The sequence below is a fragment of the Proteiniphilum sp. LBM24028 genome (assembly GCF_056629195.1).
In genome coordinates this window covers 2,645,911-2,664,164 of record NZ_CM152817.1, presented here as the reverse complement: position 1 = coordinate 2,664,164, position 18,254 = coordinate 2,645,911, and the positions used below count along the sequence as shown (strand labels likewise).

Annotated in this window: 13 protein-coding genes and 1 pseudogene; 2 read left to right on the top strand and 12 right to left on the bottom strand. The window is 42.3% G+C overall.

Annotated elements, in window-relative coordinates:
• Positions 1 to 8: 8 nt before the first annotated feature.
• From AC1HCU_RS10695 to AC1HCU_RS10665, 7 genes are all read right to left on the bottom strand, one after another.
• On the bottom strand, positions 9 to 2,813 hold the full coding sequence (locus tag AC1HCU_RS10695) for a SusC/RagA family TonB-linked outer membrane protein (protein WP_286855855.1): 2,805 nt from the start codon (positions 2,811 to 2,813) through the stop codon (positions 9 to 11).
• 63 nt (positions 2,814 to 2,876) lie between these two features.
• Entirely contained in the window at positions 2,877 to 4,598 is a 1,722-nt protein-coding gene (locus tag AC1HCU_RS10690; protein ID WP_286855854.1) for a RagB/SusD family nutrient uptake outer membrane protein, read from the bottom strand.
• Positions 4,599 to 4,609: 11 nt separating this feature from the next.
• Positions 4,610 to 7,957 carry a TonB-dependent receptor gene (locus AC1HCU_RS10685; protein ID WP_480365851.1) on the bottom strand — a complete coding sequence of 1,116 codons (3,348 nt, stop codon included), beginning with the start codon at positions 7,955 to 7,957 and terminating at the stop codon, positions 4,610 to 4,612.
• Positions 7,958 to 8,114: 157 nt separating this feature from the next.
• On the bottom strand, positions 8,115 to 9,278 hold the full coding sequence (locus AC1HCU_RS10680; RefSeq protein WP_286854240.1) for a FecR family protein: 1,164 nt from the start codon (positions 9,276 to 9,278) through the stop codon (positions 8,115 to 8,117).
• Positions 9,279 to 9,345: 67 nt separating this feature from the next.
• The gene (locus tag AC1HCU_RS10675; protein ID WP_480365849.1) at positions 9,346 to 9,867 is read right to left on the bottom strand and encodes an RNA polymerase sigma factor; all 522 of its coding nucleotides are present in this window, start codon (positions 9,865 to 9,867) and stop codon (positions 9,346 to 9,348) included.
• 126 nt (positions 9,868 to 9,993) lie between these two features.
• Complete coding sequence (locus AC1HCU_RS10670) at positions 9,994 to 10,197, bottom strand: 3-dehydroquinate synthase family protein (protein ID WP_480365846.1); 204 nt, start codon at positions 10,195 to 10,197, stop codon at positions 9,994 to 9,996.
• Entirely contained in the window at positions 10,172 to 10,414 is a 243-nt protein-coding gene (locus AC1HCU_RS10665) for a hypothetical protein (protein WP_286855852.1), read from the bottom strand. The genes AC1HCU_RS10670 and AC1HCU_RS10665 overlap by 26 nt, the downstream gene beginning before the upstream one ends.
• On the opposite strand from AC1HCU_RS10665, the pseudogene AC1HCU_RS10660 reads away from it, so the two are divergent.
• A pseudogene (locus tag AC1HCU_RS10660) lies at positions 10,397 to 10,767 on the top strand (DEAD/DEAH box helicase); the annotation flags it as partial. The gene AC1HCU_RS10665 and the pseudogene AC1HCU_RS10660 sit on opposite strands and share 18 nt — an antisense overlap.
• The gene (locus tag AC1HCU_RS10655; protein WP_480371161.1) at positions 10,756 to 10,839 is read left to right on the top strand and encodes a hypothetical protein; all 84 of its coding nucleotides are present in this window, start codon (positions 10,756 to 10,758) and stop codon (positions 10,837 to 10,839) included. The pseudogene AC1HCU_RS10660 and the gene AC1HCU_RS10655, both read left to right, overlap by 12 nt.
• 7 nt (positions 10,840 to 10,846) lie before the next feature.
• Here AC1HCU_RS10655 and AC1HCU_RS10650 read toward each other — a convergent pair whose 3' ends face one another.
• From AC1HCU_RS10650 to AC1HCU_RS10630, 5 genes are all read right to left on the bottom strand, one after another.
• Entirely contained in the window at positions 10,847 to 12,994 is a 2,148-nt protein-coding gene (locus AC1HCU_RS10650) for a GH92 family glycosyl hydrolase (RefSeq protein WP_480365844.1), read from the bottom strand.
• On the bottom strand, positions 12,991 to 14,127 hold the full coding sequence (locus AC1HCU_RS10645) for a glycoside hydrolase family 76 protein (protein ID WP_294080543.1): 1,137 nt from the start codon (positions 14,125 to 14,127) through the stop codon (positions 12,991 to 12,993). The genes AC1HCU_RS10650 and AC1HCU_RS10645 overlap by 4 nt, the downstream gene beginning before the upstream one ends.
• 195 nt (positions 14,128 to 14,322) lie before the next feature.
• Positions 14,323 to 15,465, bottom strand: coding sequence for a SusE domain-containing protein (locus AC1HCU_RS10640; protein WP_294080545.1), 1,143 nt, complete (start codon positions 15,463 to 15,465; stop codon positions 14,323 to 14,325).
• Positions 15,466 to 15,475: 10 nt separating this feature from the next.
• Positions 15,476 to 16,600 (bottom strand): SusE domain-containing protein, encoded by a 1,125-nt coding sequence (locus AC1HCU_RS10635; RefSeq protein ID WP_294080547.1) that lies wholly within the window; start codon positions 16,598 to 16,600, stop codon positions 15,476 to 15,478.
• Between the two features lie 33 nt (positions 16,601 to 16,633).
• Positions 16,634 to 18,250 carry a RagB/SusD family nutrient uptake outer membrane protein gene (locus tag AC1HCU_RS10630; RefSeq protein ID WP_294080549.1) on the bottom strand — a complete coding sequence of 539 codons (1,617 nt, stop codon included), beginning with the start codon at positions 18,248 to 18,250 and terminating at the stop codon, positions 16,634 to 16,636.
• Positions 18,251 to 18,254 lie beyond the last annotated feature (4 nt).

Below are 18,254 nucleotides of genomic sequence, written 5' to 3'. Positions count from 1 at the left end.
TTGCATAATTATTGTAGTTGAATATTAATTCCCATGCTATAGCTTCTTGTAGCAGGGTATCCATATTCAATTTCAGGATCCCGATAACCCTTCATATGATCCCATGAAAAAAGATTGGTTCCGTTCACGAATATCCTCACATTTTCTAATCCGATTGATTCGATGAGTTTAGCAGGGAAAGTATATCCAAGCTCAATATTACGCAATTTTATGAAACTTCCATCCCGTTGCCATAAGGTTGAATACCTGTAGTTATTTTCATTATTAAGGGTGGTTAATCTTGGATAGGTAGCAGTATTCGCTGTTTCAGGTGTCCATCTATCCAGAGCAATCTCACCTATCTTCCCGTCATTCTGAAAGGCATGGAACAGAGATCCGGTTAAAGAGACCGTTCTATTGGCCACTCCTTGGAGAAAAACCTTAAAATCTACAGCTTTATATTGGAAACCGGCATTTAAATTACTACTAAGCGTAGGTACCGGGGTGTTTCCGATAGGATACAGGTCTCTTTCATCGACAATGTTATCATTGTTTTGATCAACATATTTTACATCGCCCGGCTTAATGTCGGTCCATGCCTGTAAGGGGCTGTTTTCTATGTCATTTTCATCTTTAAAAAGACCATTGGCTACAAGTCCGAAGGGCTGATTAATAGGTAGTCCATCCCTGTATAAATAGTCATGTAACTGAAGATTCTCTGAACTAAAAACAAGTTTGTTTTTATGATACCATATATTGGTCTCGACAAAAAAATTGAGGTCTTTCGATATACTATTTGAATAACCTATTTTTGCTTCAAAACCCTTGCTGTTTGTTTTCCCGTCATTAATGTAGGGCTTCGAGAATCCCATGAAATCTGGTAACGTCTTATTTGGTATAACCAGGATATCGTTCCTGTCACGATTAAAAATATCAAAAGCCACATCCCAGTTATCAAGAACAGTTGCCTCGAATCCAATATTAAGTGTTCTTTCCTTTTCCCAGGTTACTGATGTATTGGCCGGTGATCCCTGTACAATTCCGTCTGCAGTTGAATTTGCAGTGCCAAAATAATAATTTGAAGTAAAGGGATAATATTGTTGAAACATGAAACGGAGACCGCCGATTTTATCATTTCCAACCAACCCGTATGATCCCTTGAATTTTAGATAATTCAGGAATTCATTCTCTTTCAAGAATGGCTCATTCGAAGCGATCCAACCCAAAGAAACGGCGGAGAAAAAACCGAATCGTGAATCTTTGGGAAAATTTTCGGAACCCATATAACTGAAACTAAACTCACCTATGTAGGTTTTTCTGTTAGCGTAGGTTGCCCGGCCACTTAGATTAAGGTGTCTGTAAGGAAATTGATCACCGCCGAAAACCTCTTCATCCGCGTTTGCCATTAGTATCCCGCTCACATCATGAATATCGAAATTGCGATCATAATTCAACCAAACCTGGTAGGCAGTGTTCCTATACTGCGACGAACTACCTTCAGCTCCTGTTAAAGAAGTCTCCACGCCAAAAGGAATATACGTTATCTCACCACCGGTATCTGTAATGGCAAAACTCCTGTAGGTCCTCGACTTGCTTGAGTAGCTTCTAAACCAGTTATTCATCGAAATCAATCCGGTGATACTTAATCCTTGTGTAATCATATCAAGCTGATAATCAAGAGAGAAATTTGCTTGAAGCGTTCTCGAATTTGAGGTGAAAAAACCCAACTCCATCATGTCACCCAATGGATTTGAATATAACTCATTGCGACCCCATGTTCCATTTGGGTTATAGACCGGAAATGCATTGGGTGGAATTTGAGATAAAAGTGAAAATATGCTACTTGTGTTGTTGTTAACCGGATTTTCTTTGTCTTCGATACTTCCGCCCAACGACACTTTAGCACTGAATCTGCTTCCAAGATCAATATCTACATTTGTCCGAAAATTGGTACGTGAATAATTTGAATTGACACTGAATTCAGACAAATCACCGGTCTTTTTATACAAAAGATCATTTCTCAAATGATTTAATGATACGAAATAGCGGACTCCGGAAAATGAACCCGAAAAATTGAGATTATAATTCGATAAAGGAGATGAGTTTCTCAGCAACTCATTATACCAGTTTACATCGGGATGCAGGTAAGGATCATCCCCTTTCTGATACGAATTCAAATCAGCTTCTGTATAGAGTTCCGCCATTCCATTATTTATTCTGGCTTCGTTATAAAGCTTAGCGTAATCATATGCTCCTAAAAACTTTGGCAGATTGGTGGGCTTTTGCAAACCATGTTGCATGCTGAAGTTTATAGATAAAGGCCCCTCTTTCCCTCTTTTTGTTGTTATCAACAATACCCCGTTTGCAGCTCTGCTCCCATACATAGCGGTAGCAGCCGCATCTTTAAGTAATGCAACAGATTCAATTTCATCAGGTGTCAGGCTATGAAAATTGACATCCACGAATCCATCTACCAGGATCAACATGTCGGTTTCACCTATCCCAAATGTATTGATTCCCCGGCTAACCATATTGAATGTTTCATAACCGGGTTCGTTGTTGCCAGGAATTGCCGTCAACCCGGATAAACTTCCCGGTAAAGTACCTGCGAAATTAGTCACGAAAGATGATCTGAGTTCATTGCCTGAAATCTTTGATATTGCACCTGTCACCATCCAGTCTGGTTGTATCCCATACGCAATATTTTCTTTTTCCTGATTATACTTTATGGTATCTCCTGCTTGGGTAAATGCAGGTTCAACGAAGAGAGAAGTAAAAAAGATAACTGAAATAGAAAATATATTCAGTCGTTGAATAATATATTTTAAAGTCATATTCTATTTAAATTAAGATTACAATACGCTTTTTTAAGCTTGTTTTTCTGTTAAATAATTCTCTCAATCCCATCCCGGATTTTGAGCTAAATAGTCTTTTTTCAAGACCTCATCGCGGAGGAACGGTAAAAGATATTGTCTGCGTGGAAAAATTCTGGTTCCAATATTATACACTTCATATCTGAAATTGGGCGGAGCCGGGTTTCTATAAGCTTTGAACCCCTGGAAATCTTTGTTGAAAACTTCTTCGGCTATAAGCCATCTATTGAGATCCCACTGACGATGGAATTCTCCGAAAAGTTCAATAGCACGCTCATTTCGAACACGTTTCCTAAACTGGTCTTGAGTGAGATCAGGGGGTAAATCAGGTTGACCTGACCGGGATCGGATTATATTTACATAATTATACGCCTCATTTACAGGTCCTTGAGACTCGTTCAATGCTTCTGCGTAATTGAGGTATGCTTCAGCAAGCCGAAAAATCACATCGTTGGGTGCGTAACTACCCCCACTTTTTCTCATCCCTTGCGGACAGAATTTTGTAATCCATGTTCCACCAAAACAGCCTGCGTTGAGATTGCCTCCTACAAATGAATTCACCATCGGAATATCGGCATTCCAATACGATCCAACCGGAGCAGTAGATTGATGGAATCGCCTGTCAAGCTCCGAAAGTTTTTCAGTCAGGTCGTCACCCCCGATAGGATTCCAATCTTGCTGTGTTCCGTCCTGTTTTTCATATAACTGTAAAAAATTGTAAGTCATACTTGAACCGTGTGAATGAGACCAGATGATAAAACCAATCCATGGCCAGTTCCAGGCTGCCCCGCGTCCGTAGATGCGAGATGCTAAAATGATCTCCGCATTCCCGTCATTCTCATGCATGTATCTGTAGTTCTCATCCACTCCTTTATCCGTGATTAAATGATAACCGTTCGATTGAGCCCAATCGATACATGCCTTAGCTGCATCAGCTGCAACCTGCCATCTATTCACATCATAATCTCCTAAACAGATATAGCTGTTATGTTCTTTATTATCCATATCCAGATAAGGAGTTCCGGTGTTGAAGAGGGGACTTGCTGCATATAACAAGGTTCTGGCCTTTAACATTAATGCCGCACCTTTCGAGGCTCTTCCGAACATATCAACCGGTTGTTTTTCAGGCAATAGTGATGCTGCCGCGTCACAGTCCGCCACTATAAAATCTACAACTTCTTCTAACTTATTTCTCCCAACAAAAAAATCATCACTTAATTCAAAGGGAGTTTCAACAATAGGAACAGAGCCGTAACGCTTAAACATTTCAAAGTAGCGCAGTGCACGTATAAATCTAGCCTGCCCTTTTGCCTCATTGATCTGTTGGCTTGTCATTCCCGGAACATCATCAACTTGCTGAAGGAGTATATTGGCATGGCGGATACCTACCCAGCGGGAGTTAAATGCTCTATCAATTGGAAACATACCAGCTGCAGTCAGTGCACCGGAATTATAGGTATTAGAGAAAGTCCAGGTTTGCCCCGACTGACCTTCATCCGAGTAGGCTGTATTATACTCCCATTGCATAGCGCCCCCGGCCACTGGAAATATGGAGAATCCTCCTGCATCATAATTATATAAATGGACGATAGCAGTTTCAACCTGACTGGGAGAGCTGAATATGGTATCTATTGTCACATCTATTCCGGGTGCTTTATCAAGAAAATCTCCGAAAATATCCTCACAAGAGGTCAAAACACCCGATAATATAGTAAAGCCAATTAATAGTAAAAATATCTTTTTCATTTTCAATAGTTTTAAAATTTAACGTTTAAACCAAAATTCAGCCTTCGGGTGACAGGATAAGGCCTGTCATTTTCACTTAAACCGGCACCGGTTGATTCAGGATCTGTTCCCGGTAACAATGAATCCCAGGTATGAAGGTTATCCCCGTTAATATAAATCCGTATCGAATTCAAGCCTATATTTTTTAAAATTTTTCCCGATAAGGTATAACCAAACTCGATATTTTTTAATCGTACATACGAGGCATCTACTGTGTTAAACGTGGAGCTTTGATGATTTGCATTCGCGTAAGTTATTCCCAAATTATACCTGGGGAAATTGATTGGTAAACCTTGCTGATACCGTTCATGTGTCCAGCTTGCAATCATGTAATCTGGAGCATTGGAACCCTCCTCGAACCCTCTGATTTCTCGTCTATGGTATCTATGACTTACATTTGAGGCTCCTTGGAATAAGATTGAAAAATCGAATCCCTTGAAATTTCCTCCAATGGAAGTACCAAATATCACTTCAGGAAAATTTGAATAGCCAATCGGTATTTGATCGTCACCATCAATTACTCCATCGCCGTTTATATCATAGTATTTAATATCACCCGGCTGAATTTTGTCATTTTGCATCTGGTATAGTGGCCTGTTTACCCTGTTAATTTCTTCCCAGGAATTATATAGACCATCATCTCTAAGTCCGTACATTTGCCCATATGATTGGCCTGTTCGCATAAGATATGGATAAAGTCTTGTTATTTCATCCATTTCAATAATTGTATTGCGGGCATAGGTGAGATTTCCTTTTATCCAATAATTAAACAGGTTAACCTTGTTATTATAGGAGATTTCTCCATCCCATCCTTCATTGTTCATTTTACCGAAATTATAAGGAGGAAGTTGTGCCCCTACAACGAATGGAATCGTATTAAACGTGGTGAGTATATTGTCTCTTTTTTCTGTGAAATAATCAATTGTTACTTTTAACCTGTCCTGTAAGAAGGCAGCATCAGCACCAATATTTGTTTTCTTTGCGCGTTCCCATGTCAGGTCCGGATTACCGAGTGCTGCCTCCTTAGCTCCTCTATGTCCCTGAACATCTGCTCCTATTCCAAACCTGTAATCGTTATTTACATATATCCAGGAAGAAGGCCTGTACAAAAATCTGGCTCCGCCAACTCTGTCGTTACCCACTTCTCCGTAGGAAGCCCTCAGCTTTAAGAATGTCAGGAAATCGTTTTCAGGGAAGAATGATTCTTCTGAGGCTGCCCATCCTAACGAAATTGCAGGAAAGAATCCAAATCGTTTACCCTCTGCAAAATTTTCAGTTCCATTATACCCGAAATTGACATCCAACATGTAACGGTTTGCATAGTCATAGGTTATCCTGCCTACCAAACCTTGGTACCCGTTGGGAATGAGATAGGCAAGGTTAGGTGAATGATATTTGCTTTGATTATAAAGTAGTAGCCCGGCTACATTATGAAGTCCAAATTTACGATTGTAATCAAGAGCTGTTTCAAAATAAATTTTTCTGTTTTTGCCCATCGATTCACTGAATCCATAAGGAGATGGTTCTGTTATCGGAATGTAATTAATTGTCCCGTCATTCAATCTTATCGCCGAATAGGATTCTTTGTTTTTTGAATAATATTGGGCTTGTTGATAATAATTATTATATGAAATTAGACCCCGTATTGATAACCCTTTGGTAATTTGATCTAATTTATAATTTAACCGTATTGATGCGTTCAAATAATTGCTGTAGTCTCTTTTATAACCGTAACTTATCAAATAGTCTATGGGGTTGCCGGGATCCATTTTAGTATCCAATACCACATATCTTCCACCTGTATCTTTGAGTTTAGGGGCATCCATCGGGTTAGATCTCCAAACTTGTTCAAATAATCTTGTGACGGGAGTATTGGTGCCCGACCTGTCCTCAATCTGAGTAGAAATGTCGGCATTCAACGAGAGTCGATTTGTGATGTTAAAATCGAAGTTAGAGCGAATATTGTATCTTTCAAACTTGATTCCCGCATCATAATCAGTAATCGTTTGTGTATGTTTAATTAGTCCTTCCTGCGTGAAATAACCCAAAGAAACAAAATACTTGATTTTATCGGTACCGCCGTTGATGTTAAAATTATGCCGTTGTTGGCCGCTGGTTTTGTCAAACATATACGCGAACCAGTCTACATCGGGATAAAAAACGGGATCCTCGTGAGTTCTGAATTTTTCAATAGCTTCATTAGAAAAATGGGGATTATAAGCGCCTGTAATGTAGCCATCGTATGATTGGGCAAGGTTGTAATGTGTCGCATAATCCACCGCGTTCATGCTATGTCTTACATCACTAAACTCTTGCACTGCATACTCATATGAGTAACTGACTTTAGGAGCGCCTGATTGCCCCCTCTTTGTAGTAATGATCATGACACCGTTAGCCCCTCTCACACCATAAACTGCCGTTGCAGAGGCATCTTTCAAGATGGAGACACTTTCAATCTCATTCGGATCAATCACGTTGTAATTTACACCTTCAATGCCATCTACTATAACGAGAGGATCTTGTGTGCCGGAAAAACTGCTAACACCTCTGATTCTGATGGTCGATTGGTCTGCTCCGGGTTGCCCGCTTCGTTGAACCGATAAAAGGCCGGGTAAACGACCAGCCAGCGCATTGCTTATATTAGATACAGGACTCTGTGTTAGTTCTGCTGTGGAAATTGTGGAAATTGATCCGGTGATGGTTACTTTATTTTGTGTACCATACCCTACCACGACCACCTCTTCCAGCGCTTTTGTATCTTCTTCCAAAACAATCTTAAAAGTGTTTCTTCCTGATGTATAAATGTCTTGTGACAGGTATCCGATATATGAAATATGGATTGTGGCATCCGGTTCTACTCTTAATGCGAAATTCCCGTTTATATCTGTAACGGTACCGTTAGTTGTACCTACTTCGACAATATTCGCTCCAATAATTGATTCGCCCTTTTGATCGGTAATTACTCCTATGATTGTCTTTTTTATCTGTTGAGGCTGGGGAGATAACCCTGGGGTAACTTCCTTCCGTTTATTGATCAGGATGTATCGGTCTTTGATCTTGTACTCGTAAATAGCCGGTAACACTTGTTCTAGTACCTCTTCAATATCAGCTTCTTTTGCTTTGACACTTACTTTCACTGTAGTGTTTATCTGATCATTGTTATAGAAGAATTCAAATTCGCTTTGTTTACGAATGGCATTGAAAACTTCTTCAAGTGCCACGTTATTAAGATCCAAATTCAACGATGTAATCTGGGCATAGGTCTGTACCGCCCATATTAAATTGGTACTCAATAGCAAAAAGAAAAAAACCAGTTTCATGATACAGAATAGTTTTTTCAATTCCCTTATGGGGAATTTTTGTTTAAGTCTCTTTTTTTTCATACATTTGAGTGCTTTAAATGAATTGTTGACATATAATTTTTTTAATGCATTGAGGCTGCCCGAAAGGCCTAAAATCGGGCGGCCTTCTACATAATTATTTATATAGAATTATTTTATCTCTCTCGTTTCGATATTGAATGTCTGTAACAGCAGTTATTAGATCCAGTAAATAATTTAGTGGCTTTGCTTTCTGGGCACTTCCGGTAAAGCGCATTTTTTTGATATCCTGATTCTCATAAACGATTTTGAAATCGTACCAGCGCTCCAGTTGAGCAAATATCTCGGGTAGAGGCTGATTTCGAAACATAAACTCACCTTTAACCCAAGCAGTATATATATCGGTATTGACCTGCTGGACGGACACTTCATCCGATAATTTATTCAATCGTAAATTTTGTTCCGGTTTTAATTGAAACACTTTTTGACTTTCAGCGAGATGAACTCGAACATTTCCTTCCACCAAAGTAGTATTCACGTAGGGATTCGTTTCGTATGCATTGATATTAAATGAAGTGCCCAATACTTCAACGGTAAGTTCCGGCGTGAGAATAACGAACGGTTTATCCTCTTTTTTTACTTCGAAATAGGCTTCTCCGATCAACTCCACACGTCGAGTATCTCCTTCAAAATAAGAGGGGAATGTCAATTGTGATTCCGAATTAAGAAAGACTCTGGATCCATCGGCAAGTACCAGTTCATATTCACCCGATTTGGGGACGTAGATGGTTTGTTGTTCTATTTTTCTATTAACAGATGCTGTCTTTTCAAAACTTATCATACCCTCGCTTTTATTTGAAATGATGGTTCCGTCCTCTTTTTTCACTTCAAAAGATTCAGACAGATCAATCATTTCGCCTTTCATAGAAAGCAGATATGCCTTTTTGGAGCCCGGGTCAAAAATGTTTTTCTCTACCGCTTCAGGAATATGGGGTTCACGAGTAACGTGATAAATAGCAATTATAAACAGTGCAACGATCGCGACGGCAGAAGTCGCGTACTTGAACCACTTCGTTCGATGCCAACCGGTTTTTCTCGTGGTATTCAACGAGAGTTTGTTTGAGATATTTTTAAACACCTGCTCTTTGTCAAATAGCGCATCGTCGCCTTGGCCTTCTTTTAGTGATTTATAGAGCGATTTATTCGCTGAATTTTCATTTAGCCAGCGTTGAAATTGGTTGTCATCCTCAGGTAGCTCATCACTCAACACCTTCAATAACAATTTCCATTTATCGATATTATTTTTTTGTTTTCGTAACATATTTTAGAGGCTTGTTTACAATAGGACACAGCAGTTTATAAAAAGTATTACTCTGTGGAGATTTAATTTATCCGATTTTTTCTCTTAATATCCGATAAGCTTTGGATACCTGTACTTTAACAGTGTTGACAGATATGCCAAGAAGATCGGCAACTTCGGTGTATTTTTTCTTCTCGAGAGTGGTCATAACGAATATTTTCTTGCACCTATCAGGTAATTCATCAACGGTTTTTGTGAGCAAGCGTTTCAATTCTTCCAGGTCTTCATCGTTTACGTTTTCGTCAATCAAGTCGATTGTGATTTCATACCCAGGCACGAAACGTTTATGATATCTGATGTAATTTAATGATGCGTTGTAAATAGATTTATACGCATAAGCTTTGAAAGAAAGAGTAAATGATGAAATATCGCGTTTTTCCCAACAGCGGACAAAAAAGTCTTGTACGATATCAGCCGAGGCCAAATGGTCGCCCGTTATTTTATAGGCCCAAAGGAACAGTCTATCGCTATAGAGATAGAAAATTCTTTCAAAGGCTTTTTCATTACCAGTCTTTAATTTTTTTATCAATCTGCTATCCTTGTTTTTCATCCGATTAAGCTATAAACTTTACAATTGAGTCCACTCTGAAATCCCCATTGACATCAGAGTGGGCTCACAATCCACCTATACCACAAGACACTAAAGTTATGAAAAAGTATTATCTAAAAGTAAAATTTAACATTTATGCTGCGTTGAATCGTTTCTTGAGGATAGAAACAATGCCGTGTAGCCGTGTAGCACTGGTGTACCTCGGCTTATAGCGAAACTTTCAAAAGCGTGGGTTGTGGTGTGACCCAAGTTGAGTGCTTTGCGGATATTCTTTTCATAGGGATCCTTATCCACGATCGCCCGCTCAATCCCTACGGAGTGAAACACCATCTTGGGGATAGTTGATCTCGTCTAATGGGAAAGAGAGCAATTTTTCCCAATCCACGGTCGAGTGTATGAGCGCGTGCTTTATTATCTCGGCATAACCAGAAAGAATGGCAGAGTGATCGAGGCTCTGAAAAAAGTCGGAAGAGATAAGTACCCGCTTTGCAGGATAGAAAGCATCGGTTTTGTTTTTATGTCCTTTATTTTTGAATCTTTTACCCAATTGTTCTTCGGAGTGGACGTAGGTGTATCGTTACTGACCTGTTCCACGAGAAAGAAAGAGCGGGAGGAGATCCACGCAGGGCTGCTTTCCGGGAAAGTAAATATCCTGATTGGAACCCATGCCCTGATCGAGGATGTGGTGCGGTTTCGCAACCTGGGTTTCGTGGTGATCGATGAGCAGCACCGCTTTGGTGTGGTGCAGCGCGCCAGGCTGTGGGAGAAAAGCAGCCATCCGCCTCACATGCTTGTGATGACCGCCCCACCCACTCCCCGCACACTAGCCATGTGACGGTCTATGGCGCCCGCGAGATTGCGGAGCGGGTGATTGAAAAAGATCCGGCGCTGGAGCAGCCGGAGCACCAGGTGCTGAAGCAGCAGCTCAGCCGCCTTGGCGGTAACCGGTACGACTGGAGCCGGATCAGCTGAGAAAATCCTATTCGGCGGTTGTGATCACCAATTCCCGGCCTTTTTTGAGTTGATCATGCGTGACAAACCACCCGTTTATTACATCACCATCATATCTGATTTGTCTGATCTTCTTTCCATTTCCTTCTTTCAGGATGGTGAAAGTGGTATTGTCACCCAGGGTGAATGTCACCTTGTCGAAAAGCGGCACCGACACGATGTATTCCGGATCGGCAGGTGAGTAGGTATATAATCCGATCGCATTGAGGACATACCAGGCTGACATCTCTCCCGCATCGTCCATGCCGGCGTAAGCCAGCTTCTCCTCTCCCATATCATAGAATCGGCCCATGATGCTGTCCAGTACGCATTGCGCCTTCTCCTGTTTCCCGATGAAGTAGTAGGTGTATGGAATCGAGTGGGAGGGCTGGTTGCCATGGCAGTAGTTACCGATAAAGCCGGTCATGTTGTGTGCCTCATAACCCCGCCATGGTTCGGTGAAGAGTGAGTCGAGCTTCTGCTCCACCGCCTTGTGATCAGGATAGAGAGCAATCATTCCTTCCGGATCGTGGGGAGCAAAGAAGAGTGAGTTCCAGGCGTTGGCTTCCCGGTACATATAGGCGAAATAGGGGTAGTAGGGATCGAAATCGGCTATCCAGCTTCCTGTTTCAATCTTTCCGCGAAAGAAGCCGGTAGAAGGGTCGAACAGGTTTTTGTAATTTCCGGAGTGACGCATCAGCAGGTCGTGATTCTCCTGATCCCCAAGCTCCTTGGCAATCAATGCTGTCGCATAGTCGTCGTAGGCATATTCCACTGTTTTGGTGACGGCCGCCTTGTACTCGTCCCAGGTGGGGACGTGGGTAGTATCTTTTTCTGCAATCCATCCCCGCTTCAGATATTCATCGAGATAGGGCCTTCCACCCTGACCGGGAACGGTTGCATTTTTGAGCAGCAATTTATAAGCACGCTCCAGATCAAACCCTGTAATACCGCGTAACCAGCTTCCGGCTACAAACACCGAAGCATGGTCGCCATGGAAGAAGGTGGGCATATAGCCTCCTCTTTTCTCACCCTTATCGGTGATTGATTTGATGATGTCCGTCGTGACATCCGGAGAGATCATTCCCAGCAGCACAAGCTTGTTCCGGTAGTCGTCCCAAAACGAGGGATTGGTATAATAGCGGAACCCTTCATTTACCACGTTTCCCCGTTCGTCGGTGAAGTCACCGTTAACATCACTACGTAGTGCAGGCCATAGGAATGAACGGTATAGGGTAGAATAAAAAATTCCTTTTTCACGTGTTGTTCCTCCTGTAACCTTGATATGCGATAATAATTCCTCCCATGTTTTATCAGCCTCCTTTGCTACTTGCGTAAAGTCCTTGTGAATCATCTCCTTATCCAGGTTCATCTTCGCATTTTTCACGCTTACAAAGGAAAATCCTATTTTTAGTTCCAACGGTTCGTTCTTTCGGCTTTCACCGAAATATACCAGAGAAATCTCATGTTTGTCGTCCTTCACTTGCCGGATGTCCTTTATGGGATAGTTTGATACGGCATAGAAGTATATTTTCCCATCCGTATCCTGAAATCCGGTGAAGACATACTCCTCTTCCTGTTGAATGTTCCAATCTTTCACCCGGTTGTTGGTCCGTGTCATATCTGCTATCAGTTTCTTCTCTACTCCCTTCGGAAAGGTATACCGGTGATAGCCACAGCGGAGCGTGGAGGTAAGTTCAGCATTGATTCCGTATTTTTCGAGAAAAACCTGGTAGTAACCCGGACGGGCAGATTCATTCAGGTGGCTGTATCCAGAGGCATAGTCCGAAGCCGATATTTCTCCGGTTGCCGGCAGCATCGGCAAATGCAGCAGGTTCCAGTGACCCTTGTTGGTGTGGGCAAATCCGTAGATTACCGTGTCTTCGTACTGATAACCGGCACCGCTTCTGAACTGTGTTACCGGGCTTAGCTGCACCATTGCATTGGGTAGTGAAGCGCCTGGAAAGACCTCGGCTCCCCAGGTGCGATTTTTCCAGGTACGTACATATCCCAGATCTTCGGGTTCCCATAGTGTGGCCGTCCCCAGTAGCGGGTTTACATAGCTGGTGAGTTGTTTGTCCGTAGTGCAGCCAATGCTCACAAATACCATCAGGAGGAGGGTGTAAAACTGTTTCATAAGAGTCCTTTTTTATCTAATAAAGCTGCGCTTTCTATCAACATGCAGCCGCTGAGTTGTTCGGTTAATCCGACTGTTGTTCCGGGTTTTACCCTCCAGTTGGGACCAAAGAAGGTGCCCGGTTTTTGGGTACCCTGATTCCACAAGGTTTCCGCATTGAGTTTCATAAACTGCAGGTATCGTTTTTGTGCAGCTGCATCGAGTCTTTCCTGCTGTATCAGCTGAGTGAAATAACGGACGAAGATACCTTTGAAAAGGCCCCCGTCTCCGTTTCCTTCACTCTTGAGTATGGAATTGTCTACCAGGCTGCTGATGGTATAGTCTGCCGCCAGTACAGCGTCGTTCAAATATGCTTTTTCGTTGAATATTTTGTGCAGTTCCACGGCGGCACCGATATAAGTACCCTGGTTATAAGTGAAGATCCACTCCTTTTTGATTACTCCGGTACGTGCGTCGATATTATCGTACACCATCCCGTTGTTGGTATTTACCAGTGTTGTCTTCAGCCAGTTGTAAATCTTTACTGCCCATTCCCGGTCTTCCGTATTCCCAAACTCCTGATAGAGCCGAGCCGCCAAAATAGCTGCTGGACCATTGGAACAGGCATTTTTACTATACTCCATTCCTTTTTTCCAGGTGATACCTCCTTCAGCCTGATCGTTCCATCCCTGTTTGATATAGCCCCAGAGTTCGAGTGATGCATTCTTGTATCGTACATCGCCGGTGGCCTTCCATGCACGCAATAGCGCCAGTGCATTCCATTCCATGTCGTCGTAAAAGTCATTTTCCCAGGTGTTTCCGTTGCGCACCTTCACGCCAGTAAACCATTTGTCGAAATAACTTTTGTAGGTGGCGTCATTCGTTCTTGTGTAGGCGTCGATCAGGACATCGAGTGCATGCGCATTTGGCCAGTACTGAAATGTGGTATTGCCGTTGTTATTGGTATTGAAATACTGACCATTTGTATTCCAAAAAGAGGTTATTAATGCGTCACATCCGTTATTAGCAGCCTTGTTCCAGTCAATGGTTTCTTTGTTTCCATCGTCATCTCCCGAATTTGGAATATTTTCACTTTCACACGCGAACAAGCAAGGGATCATCGCCAGGAGAAGTATAAGATATTTATTGTTCATATTTACTATTTCCTTTGTTTTTACCCAATCGGGCGTTAATTGTTTTCTTATTTTCAGAGTGCAGTCTGAAAAGCTATACATTCACCCATAAAAATAGTTTTTCTTGATGCAATTAACAAAGAAAGCAAGAATGAAATTCGTTTTTTTGTCTAAACTATTTCACTCTTACTCTCTTTATAATATAATGAATTTTATTTATGGTTTGGTGATCGAGTGGGTATACGGCTTATCCGCCTGCAGATAAATAGTGTATATTCCGGGGTTATTATCAAAGTCGCCCATCAGTTTCCATTTGTTGTCCCATCTGGTTGGGTTCATCAGCTTGAGATAGTAGTAGGATTCAGGGCTTGAGGCTGTCGGACGCGAGTCGGTTTGATTCAGCGTACCCCATTCGAGTTCTTTCTCCTCTCCAGCTCCTGCATCTTCCTTCACAAACATTCTGAATTTATACCGTTCATCACGTCCCCATCCTTCTTGTTTAAAAGTAACTGTTTCCCTTGTCTGGAAAACTCCGTAACCTATATAGGGAATATCGAAAAGTATCTTTCCTTCCGGACTGAAGTAGAAGGCAACCCGCGTAACCTGCGTGACGGTACTTGCTCCGGTATTAAAGTCAAGAGTAATCCGATAAATTCCCTCGGATGAAACAGTTGATGTGCCTTCTTTTTTGACCAGATCATCTGCGATGGAAAATCTGTTTGGTGTACCGGAAACAGCATTTACAAAATAAAATGGTTTTCCCGCCTTCAGTTTGGTATACACTTCGAACTCGCCGGTGGATACTGCCTTCATCTTATGTGCTTTTACCGGGTCTGTACCTCCTTCAGAAGCTTCGCCAGTTACAAAAAGATCTACCGGGATATCCTCTTCGGCAAAACCGGCCAGGCGGGTAATTGTCAGACTGTTCTCCTGCGTCGCTTTAGCTGCGTGGGTGCCTTTCGATGAGAATACAGTCCATTTGATGGTTCCTGTGCTTGAAGGTTCTACGCCTGCCATTCCCATGATTTTGTTAAGCTGTTTGTGTGAAAGTGTAATATTGTTATTAAATCCGTTATTTCCGGAATAGGCTACATAAAGGGGATTTGAAAAATTACCATCTGTCCTGTCAAAAGCGATTTGATAGATGGCAGGACCACCGTCAATTTTTGCGTGTTCCCACTCAAAATAGACAGAAGCAGAAGCTGCGGGCAGAAGTTCAATACTTTTTTCGTTCATCGGTTCAATCAACGTCTTTACTTCTGTAAGTGTCAGATCGGTTTCTCCCATGGAATCACCGCATCCGGTGAAAAGAACATGCAGTGATATGATCAATATCCAGTAAGTGGTTATTTTTTTCATGATGCTTTTATTATTTGATAATTAAGTTGTGGGTATAGGGCTTTCCGGAATTTAAAGAAAACATAAAGTCGTATGTTTTATCACTCCATCCCGTGGTAGAAGGGCTTTTCCAAATTTGTCCGTCGGTCCACTGCTGTACGTTGTTTTTTTCCACCATATAATAATAAGCTTCGTTCCCGGTTGGTTTGCTGTCATTGGAAGGCGCTCTCCACTCTGTTTCACCAGCAGAACTTTCCATCCTGAATTTATAGCGGTCGTCATTATTGTCATTGCCGGTTAGGCCAGTGATGGTGTGGTTGGTCAGTTCCCATACGCCGAAACCCTTATAGGGCAGTTCTATCTTTCTTTGCGACCAGCATAAGAAGAGATTGACTTTGGTGATCTCCTTGACGGTAAATGCACCGATATTGAAATCCAGGTAATATTTGTAGATACCTGTTTTAGAAACAGTGGAGGTCCCCCCTTCAATAATTTTCTCGCCACTCAGTGAATAGACGACGGGTGTTCCCGTGGAAGCATTAGTGAATTGAAATGACTGACCCTGCGTTAAACGTGTGTATACCTCAAATTCGCCATCATTTATTTTCTTCATCCGAATTGCTTTGGAAAGATCATTGCCAGCTTCAGTTGCTGTTCCGGTAATGAATAACTGTTCGGGGATATTGGCAAATCCAGCCAGACGTGTTACTGTGATGGTACGTTCCTGCTCCGCTTTTACCGGATTAATCCCTTTGGAGGCATATACGGTCCATTTGAGCGTACCCTGAGCGGCCGACTCAATACCCGCCAGTGCTGCAATCTGGTTCAGTTGTTTGTGGGTTATGGTTGCGTGATTGCTGCCCCCATTGTTATCGGCTGCGATAATAGATAAAGGATCGGAAAAATCTCCGTTGGCTTTATCGAAAGCGATTTCATAGAGTACTGCACCGCTATCTTCTGCTCTGGCCGGTTCCCATTCGAAATAGAGCATGGCTGATGCGGAAGACTGGAGTACCAGTGTTCTTCCATCGGTCGGTTCGTACAGCGTTTTGACAGGGGTGACACCCATATCTCTGACTTCACCATCGCTGCTGCATGCTAAAAAACCGAACACCAGGGAAGAGAATATAATCAGTTTGGTATATATTGTTTTCATTTTATGCTGTTTTAGATATGTGCCATAAGTCTGTTAATATTCCGGATTCTGAGTAAGATTCTTATTAATATCGCGTTGTGATTGAGGAATAGCAAATAAGTAATCTCTCTCCTTGTTGAACCTTCTTTGATCCAGCGTAATGTACTGGGTATTTCCTGCAGCAAACTTGGCTCCTCTGGGAGTCCCATTCATCACCGTTTCGATGGTTCCCCAACGGCGGATGTCAAAGATGCGCAGCCCTTCAATTGCCAACTCACAGCGGCGTTCGCGGCGAATAAGATCCCGCAGGTTACCGGTCGGGTAATTGAGCGCTGAGGCATCACTAAATCCGGCACGTTGCCGTAAGGAACGGATGGTCTGATTCCATACCGTTTCATTGAATTCTCCCAATTCATTTTTCGCTTCGGCATACATCAGCAACACGTCTGCATAGCGCATTAAAATTAGATTCAATCCCGCTGCCATTCCTTCCGGCGCTGTGGGATCGTAATATTTTCTGATATAATATCCCGTGGCGGTTGAGTTCTGTCCTGGACCTGCATATTCGTCCAGATTGGATACACCCGCACTTTTTGAGGATCCCGGTTTGATGTAAATGGTCGAGGTAGATCCGTTGGCTTTCTTCCATTGGTAACCATGATAGACAATGGTCGCGTCAAAGCGGGGATCTCTGTTCAGATAGGGCTCGTCTTCGCTGTACCCGGAACCACTTTCATGGATGGTCTTTCCGTTCTTCATCACGTAATCATCTACCAGTTCTTGTGTGGGGGCAAAAGCATTGATACGTCCCCCCACAGTCAGCGGGATGGCATCGTACATTTCAGACCATGTCCTCAGGCTAAGGGTATAGCCCATATCGAGTATGACCTCATCATTTTGTTCATTTTCGGGCAGAAAGAGTTCCTCGTAGCTGGGAAATAATTGATATTGGCCGTAGTTACCGTTGATGATTTTACCGGTGACAGAGGCCACGTTTGCCCAATCGTTTTCATAGAGGTAGGTACGTGCCAGCAAGGTCATCGCGGCACCTTGTGTGATTCTCCCTTTATCTTTATCTCCATATTCTCCTTTTTTAGGAAGCTGACCGACAATAGCATTCAATTCTTCCCTTACAAAATTAATTACTTCAGTTTTAGCTGTCCTTTCAATGCTGTTTGCTTCCTGCAGTGTTATGTTGTAATCAAAAAAAGGAACATCGCCGTAATGATTGGTTAACCGGAAAAACAAACTTGCACGGATGAATCGGATTTCTGCTTTCATTCGTTCCTTAGTTCCGGGATCCATGTTCGGAACCAGATCCACGTTGTCGAGGAAAATATGGCAGGTCTTGATTCCTTCATAACAGTTCTTCCACTCATTGGCAAAACGGCCTAATGCTGCATCAGCCTGTCCCGAAGTGATTATTTTCTCATCGGTATTTCCTCTTCCTTCGTAAAGGTTATCTGTAAGCCGCTCATTGGCGAAAAAGTAATTGGCACCAAACATTTGACTGTAAGCCATGTTGAGTACTGCAGCCGCCTTGTCGGTGGATGTCCAGTAATTGGCGTCTGTGAATTTGTTGGTCGGCGCCAGATCCAGGTCGTTACAGGACAGGAAAGCAACGGCCATAGTAAAAATGATGATAATATATTGTAGGTTTTGTGATTTCATAAAA

What these genes read in the sequence shown, in the direction of transcription:
- AC1HCU_RS10645 (WP_294080543.1), bottom strand. Translation starts at nt 14,127, where the DNA reads ATGAACAATAAATATCTTATACTTCTCCTGGCGATGATCCCTTGCTTG.
- AC1HCU_RS10650 (WP_480365844.1), bottom strand. Translation starts at nt 12,994, where the DNA reads ATGAAACAGTTTTACACCCTCCTCCTGATGGTATTTGTGAGCATTGGC.
- AC1HCU_RS10680 (WP_286854240.1), bottom strand. Translation starts at nt 9,278, where the DNA reads ATGTTACGAAAACAAAAAAATAATATCGATAAATGGAAATTGTTATTG.
- AC1HCU_RS10630 (WP_294080549.1), bottom strand. Translation starts at nt 18,250, where the DNA reads ATGAAATCACAAAACCTACAATATATTATCATCATTTTTACTATGGCC.
- AC1HCU_RS10685 (WP_480365851.1), bottom strand. Translation starts at nt 7,957, where the DNA reads ATGAAACTGGTTTTTTTCTTTTTGCTATTGAGTACCAATTTAATATGG.
- AC1HCU_RS10640 (WP_294080545.1), bottom strand. Translation starts at nt 15,465, where the DNA reads ATGAAAAAAATAACCACTTACTGGATATTGATCATATCACTGCATGTT.
- AC1HCU_RS10675 (WP_480365849.1), bottom strand. Translation starts at nt 9,867, where the DNA reads ATGAAAAACAAGGATAGCAGATTGATAAAAAAATTAAAGACTGGTAAT.
- AC1HCU_RS10695 (WP_286855855.1), bottom strand. Translation starts at nt 2,813, where the DNA reads ATGACTTTAAAATATATTATTCAACGACTGAATATATTTTCTATTTCA.
- AC1HCU_RS10635 (WP_294080547.1), bottom strand. Translation starts at nt 16,600, where the DNA reads ATGAAAACAATATATACCAAACTGATTATATTCTCTTCCCTGGTGTTC.
- AC1HCU_RS10670 (WP_480365846.1), bottom strand. Translation starts at nt 10,197, where the DNA reads ATGGTGTTTCACTCCGTAGGGATTGAGCGGGCGATCGTGGATAAGGAT.
- AC1HCU_RS10690 (WP_286855854.1), bottom strand. Translation starts at nt 4,598, where the DNA reads ATGAAAAAGATATTTTTACTATTAATTGGCTTTACTATATTATCGGGT.